The sequence below is a fragment of the Cellulomonas sp. P5_C5 genome (genome assembly GCF_054049655.1).
Window position 1 is genome coordinate 1 of sequence record NZ_JBFULY010000015.1, and the last position, 14,712, is coordinate 14,712.

The 14,712-nt window shown below is 72.4% G+C and carries 12 protein-coding genes; 4 read left to right on the forward strand and 8 right to left on the reverse strand.

From position 1 onward, the window contains the following. The coding region (locus ACXJKF_RS13410) for an ATP-dependent helicase C-terminal domain-containing protein (RefSeq protein ID WP_456788208.1) at positions 1-1,235 on the forward strand (1,235 nt) is incomplete at its 5' end. A gap of 1 nt (position 1,236) precedes the next feature. On the opposite strand, the gene ACXJKF_RS13415 is transcribed toward ACXJKF_RS13410, so the two are convergent. Beyond that, on the reverse strand, positions 1,237-2,061 hold the full coding sequence (locus ACXJKF_RS13415; RefSeq protein ID WP_456788209.1) for a bestrophin-like domain: 825 nt from the start codon (positions 2,059-2,061) through the stop codon (positions 1,237-1,239). A gap of 84 nt (positions 2,062-2,145) precedes the next feature. On the opposite strand from ACXJKF_RS13415, the gene ACXJKF_RS13420 reads away from it, so the two are divergent. Continuing rightward, a complete protein-coding gene (locus ACXJKF_RS13420) occupies positions 2,146-2,865 on the forward strand; it encodes an esterase/lipase family protein (protein WP_456788210.1) in 720 nt (239 codons plus the stop codon). On the opposite strand, the gene ACXJKF_RS13425 is transcribed toward ACXJKF_RS13420, so the two are convergent. The 3 genes from ACXJKF_RS13425 to ACXJKF_RS13435 all read right to left on the reverse strand — a co-directional run bounded on the left by ACXJKF_RS13425 (position 2,847) and on the right by ACXJKF_RS13435 (position 6,057). After that, on the reverse strand, positions 2,847-3,674 hold the full coding sequence (locus tag ACXJKF_RS13425) for an alpha/beta fold hydrolase (protein ID WP_456788211.1): 828 nt from the start codon (positions 3,672-3,674) through the stop codon (positions 2,847-2,849). The two genes, ACXJKF_RS13420 and ACXJKF_RS13425, sit on opposite strands and share 19 nt — an antisense overlap. Before the next feature lie 131 nt (positions 3,675-3,805). Further along, positions 3,806-4,390 (reverse strand): DoxX family protein, encoded by a 585-nt coding sequence (locus tag ACXJKF_RS13430; protein WP_456788212.1) that lies wholly within the window; start codon positions 4,388-4,390, stop codon positions 3,806-3,808. A 131-nt stretch (positions 4,391-4,521) separates the two neighbouring features. Next, a complete protein-coding gene (locus ACXJKF_RS13435) occupies positions 4,522-6,057 on the reverse strand; it encodes a GAF domain-containing sensor histidine kinase (protein ID WP_456788213.1) in 1,536 nt (511 codons plus the stop codon). Positions 6,058-6,157: 100 nt separating this feature from the next. Between ACXJKF_RS13435 and ACXJKF_RS13440 the strand changes: the two genes are divergently transcribed. Then, positions 6,158-6,679 (forward strand): flavodoxin family protein, encoded by a 522-nt coding sequence (locus ACXJKF_RS13440; RefSeq protein WP_456788214.1) that lies wholly within the window; start codon positions 6,158-6,160, stop codon positions 6,677-6,679. 5 nt (positions 6,680-6,684) lie between these two features. Here the strand turns inward: ACXJKF_RS13440 and ACXJKF_RS13445 are convergent, their stop codons facing one another. Continuing rightward, positions 6,685-7,332: a response regulator gene (locus ACXJKF_RS13445; RefSeq protein ID WP_456788215.1), complete on the reverse strand. Its 648-nt coding sequence runs from the start codon at positions 7,330-7,332 to the stop codon at positions 6,685-6,687. A 17-nt stretch (positions 7,333-7,349) separates the two neighbouring features. Continuing rightward, positions 7,350-8,846 (reverse strand): helix-turn-helix domain-containing protein, encoded by a 1,497-nt coding sequence (locus tag ACXJKF_RS13450; protein ID WP_456788216.1) that lies wholly within the window; start codon positions 8,844-8,846, stop codon positions 7,350-7,352. Positions 8,847-8,974: 128 nt separating this feature from the next. Between ACXJKF_RS13450 and ppdK the strand changes: the two genes are divergently transcribed. Next, a complete protein-coding gene (gene ppdK / locus ACXJKF_RS13455; protein WP_456788217.1) occupies positions 8,975-11,662 on the forward strand; it encodes a pyruvate, phosphate dikinase in 2,688 nt (895 codons plus the stop codon). 19 nt (positions 11,663-11,681) lie between these two features. Here the strand turns inward: ppdK and ACXJKF_RS13460 are convergent, their stop codons facing one another. After that, positions 11,682-13,520, reverse strand: a complete 1,839-nt coding sequence (locus tag ACXJKF_RS13460) for a bifunctional metallophosphatase/5'-nucleotidase (protein ID WP_456788218.1) — start codon at positions 13,518-13,520, stop codon at positions 11,682-11,684. A gap of 138 nt (positions 13,521-13,658) precedes the next feature. Continuing rightward, positions 13,659-14,672 carry a glycosyltransferase family 4 protein gene (locus tag ACXJKF_RS13465; protein WP_456788219.1) on the reverse strand — a complete coding sequence of 338 codons (1,014 nt, stop codon included), beginning with the start codon at positions 14,670-14,672 and terminating at the stop codon, positions 13,659-13,661. Positions 14,673-14,712: the final 40 nt, after the last annotated feature.

Here is a 14,712-nt window from a genome sequence, read left to right on the forward strand (position 1 = left end):
GGCACCCGACCGAGCGCGGTCGGGCCGTGTCCGCGGTCCCCGCCGACCCGCGGCTGGCGCGGGCTCTGCTCGACGGTGCCGCGCTCGTGGGGGCACGCCGGGCGGCCGAGGTGGTCGCCCTGCTGACGGACGACGTGCGGGCGCCCGGCGGTGACCTGGTGGCGGCGCTACGGGCGCTGCGGCGCGGCGGACCGCAGTCCGGACCGTGGCGGGCGCAGGTGGGGCGACTGCGGGCGTCGGTCCCGGACGGGCGCGGCCAGGACGACCTCGGCGACGACCTCGCGGTGGGGCTCGTCGTCGCGCTCGCCCATCCTGACCGCATCGCCCGGCTGCGTCCCGGCGGGTCGACGTACCTCATGACCTCCGGCACGGGGGCGGGGCTGCCGCCCGGGTCCGGCCTGACCGGGCTGCCGTGGCTCGCCGTCGCCGACGCCGACCGTGGCGCCGGACGCCGGGACGCCACGATCCGTTCCGCCGCACCGATCGACCTCGACGTTGCCACGGAGGCCGCACCGGCGCTGCTGGGCGAGGACGAGGTCGTCGCGTGGGCGGACGGTGCGGTGGTCGCGCGGCGCGTCCGGCGGCTCGGTGCGATCGAGCTGACGTCCGTGCCCCTCGCGGACCCCTCGCCGGCGCTCCTCGTGGAGGCGATGCGCGACGGGCTGGCGCGCGAGGGCCTGGCCCTGCTGCGCTGGTCCGACGCCGCCACGGGCCTGCGGGAGCGCGTGGCGTTCCTGCACCGCGCGCTCGGTGCGCCGTGGCCCGACGTGTCCGACGGCGCCCTCCTCGCGGACCTCCAGGACTGGCTCGGGCCGGACCTCGCCCGCGTGCGGGGGGCCCGGGACCTGAGCCGCGTCGACGTCGTGCAGGCGCTGCGCAGGCTCCTGCCGTGGCCCGACGCGAGCCGGCTCGACGCGCTGGCGCCCGAACGGCTGACGGTGCCGAGCGGGTCGAGCCTGCGCGTCGACTACAGCGGGGACCAGCCGGTGCTCGCGGTCCGGGTGCAGGAGGTCTTCGGGTGGCGGGCCGCGCCGCGGCTGGCCGACGGGCGCGTCCCGGTGCTGCTGCACCTGCTCTCGCCAGCGGGGCGCCCCGCGGCGGTCACGGCCGACCTGGGGTCCTTCTGGAGCACGGGCTACCCGGCGGTCCGGTCCGAGCTGCGTGGCCGGTACCCCAAGCACGCGTGGCCGGACGACCCGCTCGCAGCGGCGCCTGTACGCGGGGTGCGGCGGTAGGTCAGCTCGCGTTGCCCGCGGCGTCGCACGGCGGGGTCACGTCGAGGCCGACCTCGACCAGCTCCGCGTCCACGATGCGTACGGTGCGCTCCATCGCGACGGGCTCGAGCTTGCCCACCTCGTCCCCGTGCGGGTGGTCGAAGAAGCCCAGGAGGAGCAGGAGGAGCGTGATGACGACGGTGACGCTGCCCATCAGCAGGCCCTGCGTGACAGGGCCCTCCGCCGAGTCGGCGAAGAAGAGGACGTACACGAAGATCACCCCGGAGATGACGTACAGGACGAGCCACAGGGGCAGCGGGATCAGGCCCTCCGCGCCGTGCACGCGGTCGATGCGCGCCTGCTCGCGGTCCGCCGTCTGGTCCATCCAGCGGTCGTACGCGGACTGCTCGACGTCGGTCTGCGGCTCGACGGTCTCGATCGTCTCGAACAGTGCCGGACCCCACGGGTTGAACGCGTCGCCCAGCGTCCCCTCCTGCATCCGTGGCCACTCCACGCCGACCACGGCCCGGGCATAGCAGACGAGCTGGCCCGTGAGCTCCTCGCGCACGTCGGCGGGCAGGAACTGCGCGGTCTGGACCTGCTGCGCGACCGTGACGGCCTCGGTCTCGGCTCCCGAGCGCGCCTCGTCGTACGACTGGAACGCCAGGAAGATGATGAACCCGAGCAGCACCGAGAAGCCCGTCGCGAGCACCCCGAACACGCCGGACGCCCGGTCGCCGTCGCTGAAGTAGCTGCCCTCCGGTGCGCGCCGCCGCACCAGCAGCATCGCGGTCACCGTGAACGCCGTGACGCCGAGCGTGATCAGCGCGCCGATGACGATGTTCATGTGGCGGGGCTCGCGAGGGGGTCACGTCGGGGCACAGGCTCAAGATAGGGCCAAACCGGGCCCGTCGTGCGGCACCATGGCCTCATGCGCGATGCGACGAAGGCGTCCGGCGGTCTGCTCCGCCGGAGCTGGTGGCGTGCCCGCGACTACGCCGCGGTGCTGGCGTGGCAGGCCTCGGGCATGGTCGCACGCGTGGATCCCGAGACCCTTCGGCGGCCCGAGAACCCCGTCGGGCCGCCCGTCGTCCTGGTGCCGGGGGTGTACGAGTCATGGCACTTCCTGCTCCCGCTGGCGACGCTCCTGCACGGCCACGGCGTGCGGGTCCACGTCCTGCCGGACCTCGGCAACAACCGCCATCCCGTCCTGCGCGGCGCGAGCGTGCTCGGTCGGTACCTCGCCGCGCACGACCTGCGCGACGTCGTCGTGGTGGCGCACAGCAAGGGCGGGCTGATCGGCAAGCTCGCCATGCTGCGGGAGGACCCCGACGGCCGTGCCGCCTCGATGATCGCGGTGAACACGCCGTTCGCGGGCTCGTCGTACGCGCGCTGGTTCGTGACCCCCGCGGTGCGTGCGTTCATCCCGAGCGACGCCACGATCGTCGCGCTCGACGCGGAGCGCACGATCAACCACCGGATCACGTCCGTGTACAGCTGGTGGGACCCGCACATCCCGGCGGGCAGCTCGCTCGACGGCGCGACGGAGGTCGTGCTCGACACGCCGGGGCACTTCCGTCCTCTGGCGGACCCGCGCCTGCACGCGCTCCTGGTGGAGCGGATCGTTGGGCCTCAGCCCCGCGGAAGCTGAAGCACCCGCGTGTAGCCAGGGGAGTCGGGGTCGTCGACGATCTCGCGTCCGTCGAGCCAGGACGAGATGACGTGCGAKAGCTCGCCGGGGTGGCTGAAGTTGATCGCGTGCGCGGCGCCCTCGATCAGCGCGACCGTGGTGTGCGGGGCGGCCAGGCGGCTCACCTCCCGGACCCGGGCGGGCGGCGCCATCAGCGGATCCTTGCTGCCGATGACCGCGAGCGTCGGGACCGGTGTCTTCAGGAGCCGCTCCAGCGACGGGAAGCGCGTCATCTCGCTGAACAGGTGGAAGGTGTTGACCGGGCCGAAACGCAGGTAGTCGGGCACCGCCACCCGCGCCATCCGCCGGTTCTCGCGCGCTCCGTCGATCGCGAGCTGGCGGACCGCGCGGCCCAGACCCTGGTTGTGGATGCCGCCCGCGGGCGACACCAGCACGATCCGGTCCACCCGGTCGGGCGCCGCGTGCGCCACCTCGAGGCTGATCGGGCAGCCCATCGAGTTGCCGACCAGGACGACCTTCTCCAGGCCGAGCTCGTCGAGGATGTGCAGGAGGGCGACCGCGAGCGCGGGGATGCCGAGGGTGTAGCCCCAGCTCTCGCTCTTGCCGTATCCGGGCAGGTCAGGTACCAGGTTGAGGCCCCGCGACGCGAGCTTGCGCGCGGTCGGCATGAGGTACGCGCCGGAGATCCCGAAGCCGTGCACGTGGACGATCGGCAGCGCGCCCGGGACCTCGCTGCTCTCCCGGTAGAAGACGCTGTGACCCTCCACCTCGACGAAGCTCTCGGTCCACCCGTCACCGCTGTCCACCATGCGACAGATCGTGACAGAGCGGCACCGTGTTGGCGAGACGCGCGCCCGTGTCGCGGCGTGTGTCGTGCGACGACACGAGAGCGGCCCCCCGGAGTCCGGGGTGCCGCTCTCGTCTGCGGGTGCTGCGTCTGTCAGCGCAGCCACCCGAACCGCTGCACGAGCGGGAGCCGCGCCCACCGGCGACCGAGGCCCCAGGTGTCCCCGGCGAGGAGCGTCGCGCAGACGACGAGGACCAGTGCGTAGACCACGTGGTAGTCGACCAGCGGGTTGGTGGACCCCTGCAGCAGGGGCCACTCGGCGATCCACATCGAGACCATCAGCAGCGAGCCGGCGACCGCCGAGACCCGCAGGCCGATGCCGAGCATGACGGCGGTGCCGACGCCCAGCAGGCAGAGCATGAAGAGCCAGTCGGTGAACGGGCTCGCCATCGAGGCGAACACGTCCTTGAACGGACCGACTGCGGCGAACTGCATGAAGCCCTGGCTCGGGGTGCCGCCGTTGATCCAGGAGAGGCTCGGGTCGCCCTCTGCCACCGCGGCGCCCGTGCTGTAGTGCAGGCCGAACGTCTTGTCGAGGAACGCCCACAGGAAGACGAAGCCCGTCGCGAGCCGGGTGACGGCGAGCCAGCGACGGCCCGTCACGGACGTGACCAGGTCCTCCTCGACCAGCGTCGCGGGCCGGGTCGAGGTGCTGACCTCGGGGTGGATGGTGGCCATGACGATCGTTCTCCTCCGTGGCGGTCCTGTGAAGGACCTGTGGTGAACCGTTCCGACGGCTCCACACTGCTCGGCCCGGAAGGGCAGCCACAGGGTCGAAGGTCCTCGCCTCCGCACGGCGCGGAGGTGCCTCAGGACAGCGGCACCGACCAGCGCAGGTTGGTCCCGCCCTCGGGCAGCGCGGTGACGACCACGGTGCCGCCCCGGCGTGCCGCCCGGTTCTCCAGGTTGGCCAGCCCGCTGCGGCGCGGGATGTCCACCGGGATGCCGCGCCCGTCGTCCTGGACCTCGACCACCAGGTCGGAGCCCACCTCGACCCGGACCACGACGTCGTGCGCGCGGGCGTGCCGCGCGACGTTCGACAACGCCTCCCGCACCACCGCGACCGCGTCCTCCACGACGTCGTCCGGCACCATCGCGGTCACCCCGTCCGTGCGCAGGCGCGGCAGGAAGCCGAGCCCCTGCCGGGCGCTGACCACCTCGGCGTCGATCCGGTGGCGCAGCCCGGTCCCCGTCCCGCCGGCCCGGGGACCGAGCCGGAAGATCGCGGTGCGCACGTCCTTGATCGTCTCGTCGAGGTCGTCGACCGCAGCCTCGAGCCGGTGCGCGACCTCGGGGCGCACCGCGTCCTGCGCGGCCGCCCCCTGCACGTCGAGGCCGATGGCGAACAGGCGCTGGATCACCATGTCGTGCAGGTCCCGCGCGATGCGTTCGCGGTCCTCGAGGACGGCCAGCCGGGCACGGTCCTCCTGGGCGTCCGCGACGTCGAGGGCGAGCGCGAGCTGCTCGCCGAACCCGGCGATGCTGGGCAGGTCCAGCTGCGGTGCATCTCCCGCGGGCCAGGAGACGGCCATCGCCGCGACCCACCGGTCGCCGCTGCGCAGCGGCAGCGCGAGGGCCCACGTGCCGTCCTCGAGCTGCCGCAGCACCGGCCAGACGCCGGCGAGCTCCTCGCCGAGCGCCGCCGGCAGCTCGTCCGTCTCCCCGAACAGGGCCGAGCCCGTCGCGCCTGCGGTCTCCTCCACCCTCGCCAGCACCGCGGCGAGGGCCTCGTCCTGGGGCAGGCCTCCGGTGAGCCACGACGACGCCGCGGCGGCCGCCTCCAGCCAGAGCTCGTGCTGGTGGGCCTGGTGGTAGGCGCGGGCGTGACCGACCGCCACACCCGCGGCGGCGGCCAGCGCCATCGCGACCTGCTCGTCCCGCGCGGTGAAGTCCACCGGGGTGCCGTCCGGACCCAGCTTGTCGGTGAGGTAGAGGTTGCCGAACACCGCCCCGCGGGCGCGCACCGGAACCCCGAGGAACGTCTGCATCGGCGGGTGGTGCGCCGGGAAGCCCACCGACGACGGGTGGTCCGCGAGGTCGTGCAGCCGCAGCGCGTCCGGCTCCGTCGAGAGGTGACCGAGCACGCCGCGGCCCTCGGGCACGTGACCGATCAGCAGGGCCGTCTGCGCGTCGATGCCCTGGTACACGAACTCCTGCAGACCGCCGTGCTCCCCGAGCACCCCCAGAGCCCCGTACCGGGCGCCGGTCAGGCTGCACCCGGCCGCGACGAACCGCTCCAGGAGGGTCGCCATGTCCAGGTCGGCGGTCATCGAGACGACCGCGTCCATCATCGCGTCGAGGCGGTCGTCGCGTTCGGTGCCGGTGTCGATGCCCTCGGGACGCATGCTCGGAGCATAGGTCGGGATCGRGGCCTTTCGGCCCTGGGGGTCGGTGCGTGCCGGGCGAACCCTGGAGGTGAGTCCGAGACACGAGGAGGTGAGGACGATGCGGGCACTGGTGGTGTACGAGTCGTCGTTCGGCAACACGGGACAGGTGGCGCAGGCGGTCTGGGAGGGCATGCGGCAGCGGCTGCCGGACGCCGCCCTGCTCGACGTCGGGTCCGCCCCGCGCCGGTTGCCACCTGAGCTGGAGCTCCTGGTGGTCGGCGCGCCGACGCAGGCGTTCGGCATGAGCAGGCCGAGCACCCGGGACGACGCGCGCAGGACGGCAGGCGTGGAACCGACAGGTCTGACGATCGGTGTGCGCGAGTGGCTCCGGGAGCTGGAGCCACCCGAGCGGCCGGTGCACGCCGCGACGTTCGACACCCGGATCCACACCCCGCACGTGCCCGGCTCCGCCGCGGTCGGCGCGTGGCGCGTGCTCCGGCGCGACGGCTACCACGTCTCGGCCGAGGCGGAGAGCTTCTGGGTCCTGGGCATCCGGGGCCCGCTGCGGGACGGCGAGATCGACCGCGCGCGGTCGTGGGGCGTCAGCCTGGCCAGCCTGGTGCTCGAGCCGGTGGGCTGACCGACCTACTCGGGGTGCAGGCGGTTCTGCTCGGTGATGAACAGGGCGGCCTGCGTGCGTCCGCGCACCTCGATCTTGGCCAGCAGGCTGGAGATGTAGTTCTTCACGGTCTTCTCCGCGAGGAACATCCGGTCGGCGATCTCGCGGTTGCTCAGCCCTTCCCCGATGAGGTCGAGCACGGCGCTCTCCTGGCTGGTCAGCAGGTCCAGCCGTGGGTCGCGCTGATGGGTCTCGCGCACCCGGGCGAGCACGCGCTGCGTGGTGGCCGGGTCGAGCAACGACTTGCCGGCCGCCACCAGGCGGATGGAGTCGAGGAGCTGTGAGCCGCGGATCTCCTTGAGCACGTAGCCGGCGGCGCCGGCGGTGATCGCCGCGAGGAGCGCCTCGTCGTCCTCGTAGGACGTCAGCATCAGGCACCGGACGCCCGGCGCCGACGAGGCGAGCTCGCGGCAGACCTCGATGCCGCTGCCGTCCGGCAGCCGGACGTCGAGGAGCGCGACGTCGGCCTCGGCACGAGGGATGCGGACGAGGGCTTCCTGCGCGGTCGCTGCCTCGCCGACGACGGTGATGTCCGCGGTCGACTCGAGGAGGCGCAGAAGCCCCTGGCGGACGACCTCGTGGTCGTCGAGCAGGAACACCCGGATCTGTGGCATGGCGCCACTGTGCACCATCATCGCGGCGCGTGGCGGTCGAGAAACGCGTACACCTCGGCATCTTCGACGCCGGGGAACGCACCGGTGGGCAGAGGTGAGAGCACGTGCGCGTGCACCGCGGCGCTGGGCCACGCGTGCGGCGCCCACCGCGTCGCCAGCGCCGGGTCCGGCTGGCGGCAGCAGGTCGGGTCCGGGCACCGCGACTCGCGACGCCGTGCGGTGTCCCGTCCGCGGAACCACTTGGCGGCGGTGAACGGGACCCCCACGGTGATCGAGAACCCGCCCGCCGACGTCGCACCGGTCTGCGTGGTGCACCAGAACGTGCCCTCGGGCGTGTCGGTGTACTGGTAGTACTCGCCTGCACGGTCGCGGCGCGTGAACGCCGAGCGCGCTGCCCACTCGCGGCACACGACCTGGCCCTCGATGGCGCCGGTGCCGTCGGCGGGGAACCGGACGGCGTCGTTGCTGTAGCCCTTGAACAGGGTGCCGTCGTCGCCCACGCGCAGGAAGTGCAGGCGGATGTCGAGGTGCTCGGTCAGCAGGTTGGTGAGCCGTTGCGCCGCGGCCTCGTGGGTGACGCCGAACGAGTCGCGGAAGTCCTCGACGGCCAGCTCCTTGCGGCGCTTCGCGGCACTGAGGTGCGCGACGGCCGCCGTGCGCGGCATCAGGCACGCGGCGGCGAAGTAGGTGATCTCGACGCGCTGGCGCAGGAAGTCCGCATAGCTGCTCGGCGTCGAGTGGGCCAGCACCCGGTGCGCGATCGCCTGGAGCGCCAGCGAGCGCAGGCCGTGGCCGCCGGGGATGGAGGCCGGTGGCAGGTAGATGCGACCGTTGGCGAGGTCGGTCACGGTGCGCGTGGAGTGCGGCAGGTCGTCGACGTGGATCAGCGTGAAGCCGAGGTCGGTGGCCATCGACGCGACCGCGCTGTGGGTCAGGGCGCCGGTGGTGTAGCCCGCCCGGCGCACCAGGTCCTCGGCGGCGGTCTCGATCTCGGGGAGGTGGTTGTTGCGCTCGCGCATCCACAGGCGCAGCGCGGTCGTGGCTCTGCGCGCCTCCTCGGGTGTCGCGATGGCGGCGTCGGTCCGGCGGGCCAGCTCGCGGTGCAGGCCGACGAGCGCCTCGAGGGCCTCCGTGGACAGGTTCTTGGCCGGCCGGACGGTCGGCAGGCCCAGTGCCGCGTAGGTCGCGGTGCCCTGCGCCCGGTCCAGGTCGATCTCGAGAGCGGCCCGCCGGGAGGGCGGCGCGGCGTCGAGAAGGTCCGTCGTCGTGGTGCCCAGAGCCGAGGCCAGGGACTGCAGGAGGCTCAGACGTGGCTCCCGGCGACCGTTCTCCACGAGCGACAGCTGGCTGGCGGTCGACCCGACCAGCTGCCCGAGCTCGTCGAGCGTGAGGCCCTTCTCGGTGCGAGCGTGCCGGATGCGCCGGCCGAGCAGGAGCATCTGGCTCCCCGCGGGTGCCACGTCGCGCGGGTCGGTCGGGAGGTCGATGACCGGGCGGGCGGGTTCGATGGCCATGACGTTGACCGTAGGCCAAGAACGGCACTTCTTGCGATGACGGCGCCCTTGAGGATGGTCGCGCGTAGCGTGAACTCTTGAAGGAGACGGGAAATCCTCGCGTCCAGCCCTTCGAACAGGAGCCCACCATGGCGACCTATGTCTCTCGGTTCCGTGACGGTGACAAGGACCAGAAAGACCTTCTGGGCGGCAAGGGCGCCAACCTGGCCGAGATGACCAACCTCGACCTCCCKGTGCCACCGGGGTTCACCATCACCACCGCGGCGTGCCGGGCGTACATGCGCGACGGGCACGTCCCGCCCGAGCTGCGCGTCGAGGTGACGCTCGCCGTCCGGGAGATCGAGGACGCGATCGGCCGGCGGCTCGGCGACTTCCACGAGCCCTTGCTGGTCTCGGTCCGCTCCGGGGCGAAGTTCTCCATGCCCGGGATGATGGAGACGGTCCTCAACATCGGGCTCAACGACGCGTCCGTGAAGGGGCTCACCGAGTTCTCGGGCGACGAGCGCTTCGCCTGGGACTCGTACCGGCGCCTCATCCAGATGTTCGGCAAGACCGTGCTCGGGATCGACGGCGACCTGTTCGCCGCGGCGCTGGACGAGCGCAAGACCGCGGTGGGCGCCGAGACCGACGTCGACCTGTCCGCGCAGGACCTGCGCGTGCTGGTGCACACGTTCAAGGAGATCGTCGTCGCGCAGACGGGTCACGAGTTCCCGCAGCACCCGCGCGAGCAGCTCGACCTGGCGATCGAGGCGGTGCTCGGCTCGTGGAACACCGACCGTGCACGGCTCTACCGCCGTCGCGAGCGGATCCCGCACGACCTGGGCACGGCGGTGAACGTCGTGAGCATGGTGTTCGGCAACCTCGGGGAGACGTCGGGCACGGGGGTCTGCTTCACGCGTGACCCGTCGACGGGGGACACCGGGGTGTACGGGGACTACCTGCCGAACGCGCAGGGCGAGGACGTCGTCGCGGGGATCCGCAACACCCTGCCGCTGGCCGAGCTGGAGGTGCTCGACCCGGTGTCGTACGACGCGCTGCGGCACGCGATGCGCCGGCTCGAGACCCACTACCGCGACCTGTGCGACATCGAGTTCACCATCGAGCGCGGCAAGCTCTGGCTGCTGCAGACCCGGGTGGGCAAGCGGACCGCCGCGGCGGCGTTCCGGATCGCGACCGAGCTGGTGGACGAGAGCCTCATCACGATGGACGAGGCGATCACCCGCTGCACGGGCGACAAGCTGAGCCAGCTCCTGTTCCCGCAGTTCGACGCCGACGCAGCCCGGCAGCTGCTGACCCGTGCGATGCCGGCGTCCCCGGGTGCGGCCGTGGGGGAGATCGTGCTCGACAACGCCCAGGCCCTGGAGCGCACCGCGGCCGGTGCGCACGTGATCCTGGTCCGCCGCGAGACCAACCCGGACGACCTGCAGGGCATGATCGTCGCCGACGGCGTGCTGACCGCCCGCGGCGGCAAGACGTCGCACGCCGCGGTCGTGGCGCGCGGGATGGGCACGTGCGCGGTGGTCGGCGCCGAGGAGCTAGACGTCGACGTGGCGCGCGGCGAGGTGCGGGTGCGCGGCGAGGTGCTGCGTGCCGGGGACACCATCGCCATCGACGGCGCCACCGGCGAGGTGTTCCGCGGCGAGGTCCCGGTGGTGGACTCCCCGGTCATGGTCTACGTGTCCGACGGGCTGGACGCCGGGCTCGCGGCGGCCGCCGACCCCGAGGCGCGTGCGCTGGTCACGGCCGTGGACCGGGTGCTGCGGCATGCCGACCACGTGCGCCGGATGCACGTGCGCACCAACGCGGACTCCGCCGAGGACGCGCGTCGTGCCCGCGCCCGCGGAGCCGAGGGGGTGGGGCTGTGCCGCACCGAGCACCAGTTCCTCGGAGACCGCCGCCAGTACATCGAGCGGCTCGTGCTGGCCGACACCGACGACGCCCGGCGCGACGCGCTCGACGCGCTGCTGCCGCTCCAGCGCGACGACTTCGTCGGGCTGCTGGAGGCGATGGACGGCCTGCCGACGACGATCCGCCTCATCGACCCGCCCCTGCACGAGTTCCTGCCGGATCTCACCGAGCTGGCGGTCAAGGTCGCCACGGCGACCGAGCCGGACCCGAAGGACGTCGCGCTCCTGGCGGCCGTGGAGCGGATGCACGAGCAGAACCCGATGCTCGGCCTGCGCGGGGTGCGCCTGGGGCTGACGCTGCCGGGCCTGTTCGCGCTCCAGGTGCGGGCGATCGCCGAGGCCACCGTGCAGCTGTGCCAGGCGGGGCGGGACCCACGGCCGGAGATCATGGTGCCGCTCGTCGGGTCCGTGCGGGAGCTGCAGCTGGTCCGCGAGGAGGCGGAGCGCGTGCTGGCGGAGGTCAGTGCGGCGTCGGGCGTCCCGCTCGACGTGCCCATCGGCTGCATGATCGAGCTGCCCCGTGCCGCACTGACGGCGCACCGGATCGCCGAGGAGGCCGACTTCTTCTCGTTCGGCACCAACGACCTCACGCAGACGACGTGGGGCTTCTCGCGCGACGACGTCGAGCGGGCGTTCTTCGCGGACTACCTGCAGAACGGGGTGCTCACGATCTCCCCGTTCGAGACGCTCGACGCCGACGGGGTCGGCGCGCTGGTCCGCGCGGGCGCCGAGGGCGGGCGGTCGACGAAGCCCGGGTTGCACCTCGGCGTCTGCGGGGAGCACGGGGGAGACCCCGAGTCGATCCACTTCTTCCACGACGTGGGCCTGGACTACGTGTCGTGCTCGCCGTTCCGGGTCCCGATCGCCCGGCTGGAGGCCGGTCGGGCGGCCGTCTCAGCGAAGCGCTGACACGGCCGCCCGAGGGGCACTACGGCGTGACGGTCAGCGGCGTGCCGCCGGACGTCAGCTGCCAGTCGGGGTTGGTCGACGAGAACACCGCCGGGTCCACCACCTGGTTGGCGCTCACCCAGTCGATGAGCAGCTGCCGGATCTCGACCTGCCGGTTGTAGACCACCGGTGCTGCCGTCACGCCCGGGAAGTTGCCCCCGCCGGACTGCCGGTAGTTGTTGATCGCGACGACGAACTCCTGCGTGTCCGTCACGGGGACACCGCCGTAGGCGAGGCCGACGACGCGGCTGCCGACGGGCTGCGCCAGGTCGATGTCGTAGGTCAGCGGCTGGTCGAGCCCGCCCATGACGTCGTAGTTGTAGTCCGGCGTGCCGTTCGGCGCCGTCGGCGTCACCGCGTTGGTGAGGGCGGCGGCCGCGTACGTGCCGGGAGCGGGGGCCGGCTTGAAGTACTCCGCCGACTTCTCGAGGTACGCCTTGACCTGCGCACCCGTGAGCTTGATGCCCAGGAGCGTGTTGTCGTAGATGTACAGGCCGGCGATGTCCCGGACGGACACGTCGCCCTGCGGGATGGCCGCGTCCTTGTTGAACGGTGCCGCGATGGACAGCACGGGCAGGTCCGCGTCGGCGCCCGTGAGCTCGGCCTTGACGGCCCCCGCCTGCACGTAGTTGATGAAGTCGAGCACCGCGGTGTCCTCGTACCGGGCGGTCGCGGCGGACATGGCCTCCGTCGACGTGCCGATGACCCCGTTGACGTAGTCGACGACGGTCTTCTGCTCGTCACCGAGCAGCTGGACGATCTTCGGGTCCTCCGGGACGGTGTTCGTGTTCAGCACCGACGCGTCCACCGACTGCACGGCCCACCGGCCACGGCTGAACGACAGGTCGATGTCGAAGACCGAGAGCCGCTGCCCCCACCTCGACGGCTCGGACAGGACGACCGGCTTGCCCGTCGCCGTGTTGGTGACCACGCGCTCGGCGATCTCCTGGTGGGCGTGGCCCACGAGGATCGCGTCGATGCCCGGCACCTGCTCCGCGACGAGCGTCGCGGCGTTCTCGGGGAACGGCAGCGCGTCCCCGTACGACGACGAGGTGTCGGCGCCCGAGTGCGCGGAGACGACGACCACGTCGGCACCCTTGCGCTTCATCTCGGGCACGTACTTCGCCGCCTGCTCGACGAGGCCGCCGAAGCTCATCTGACCCTCGACGTTCGCCTTGTCCCAGATGGCGATCCCGGGGTTGGTCAGGCCGAGGATGCCGACCTTGACCGGCTTGCCGTTCGGTGTCCGGACGGTCTTGATGACGTACGGCGTGAACGCTGCGCGCCCGTTCGTGTCGTTGGTCGCGTTGGCGGCGAGGAGCGGGAAGTCGAGCTGCTTCTCGAACGTGCGCAGGTACGGGATGCCGTAGTTGAACTCGTGGTTGCCGAGCGCGGCGGCGTCGTAGCCGATCGCGTTCATCGCCGCCGCCATCGGGTGCTCGACGCGCTTCGAGATGGGCTGGATCTTGGCGTAGTAGTACGCCAGCGACGTGCCCTGGATGGTGTCGCCCGCGTCGATGAGCAGCGTGTTCCGGTCGCCCCGGTCCGCCCGCACCTGGTTGACGAGGGTCGAGACCTTGGCCAGACCCACGTCGTTGTGGGCGCTGTCGTCGTACTCGGCGTTCTTGAAGTAGTCCCAGTTCACGGCGTTGCCGTGCAGGTCCGTGGTGCCCATGACGGTGAGCCGGTAGTCGTTGCTGTGGCCGTGCCCGTGGCCGTCCCCGGCTGTCGCCGGGGCAGCCAGGCAGACCACGAGGGCAGCGGCTGTCGTCAGCGCCCCCGTCGTGATCCTGCGGCGCTGCAGGGTGGTGGAGCCCATGTCGAAGTCCTCCCGTGCTGTCGGTTCTGCACCGGGTTGCGGTGCGCCGCGCACGGTACTCCGTCCAGGTGTGGGCGACATGTCGGGCAGGTGACCGCCCGGGGTCCCACCATGCCCGGCCCGCCGACGTCGCGAGCATCACGAGGCGTCGCGCCCCCGGGCCACGATGCCGTGGAAGAGGCGCTCGTAGTCGTCGACCATCCGGTCCGCGCTGAACCGGGTCACGGCCTCGTGGCGGCAGGCGGCCCGGTCGATCGTCGGCAACCGACCGACCGCCGCGACCGCGCCGTCGGCGTCGGCCACGAGGAACCCGGTGCGCCCGTCCCGGACCAGCTCCGGGAGCGACCCTCGCGCGGTCGCGATGACCGGGGTCCCCACCGCGAGCGCCTCGACGACGGACAGCCCGAACGGCTCGGAGAAGTCGATCAGGTGCAGCAACGCTGCGGCGCCGCCGAGCAGCCGGTCGCGCTCGGCAGGCCCGACGGACCCGACGAAACGCACCCGGTCGCCGTCGACGTGCGGTGCGACGAGCGTACGGAAGTAGGCGTCGTCGTGCACCACGCCGGCGATGACTAGCGACCTGCCCGAGCGGGCGGCGACCTCGATCGCCAGGTGGGTGCCCTTGTCGGGATGGATGCGCCCGAGGAACAGGAGGTACCCGCCGTCCCCGGTCCCGGGCGTGAACTGCGTCAGGTCCAGGCCGTGGTGGATGGTCGCGGCGTACGTGAGTGCGGGGTGCCGGTTCGCGTCGCTGATCGACACGTAGTGCGCGATGTCGTCGTAGGCGCGGTAGACCCGGACGATCCGTTCCGACGAGAAGCCGTGGATCGTCGTCACCACCGGGGTGCTGGTCAGCCGGCTGTAGGTCAGCGGCAGGAAGTCGAACTGGTTGGAGATGACGTCGAACTGCGCGGCCCGCTCGAAGACCGCCGCGATGTGCAGTGACTCGCAGACCTTGACGTCGACCGTCGGGTCCTCCTCGTACCCGGTCGGCGCCTCGGCGTGCAACCGCGCTCCGGTCACCGAGTCGGCGGTGGCGAACAGCGTGACGTCGTGACCACGGGCTACCAGGCCCTCGGCGAGCGTCGAGGCGACCTGCTCCCAGGGACCGTACGAGCGGGGCGGCGTGCGGTGGGCGATCGAGGCGAGCACGGCGATCCTGACGGGGTGCCTCCACGGCTGGGCGCGGTCG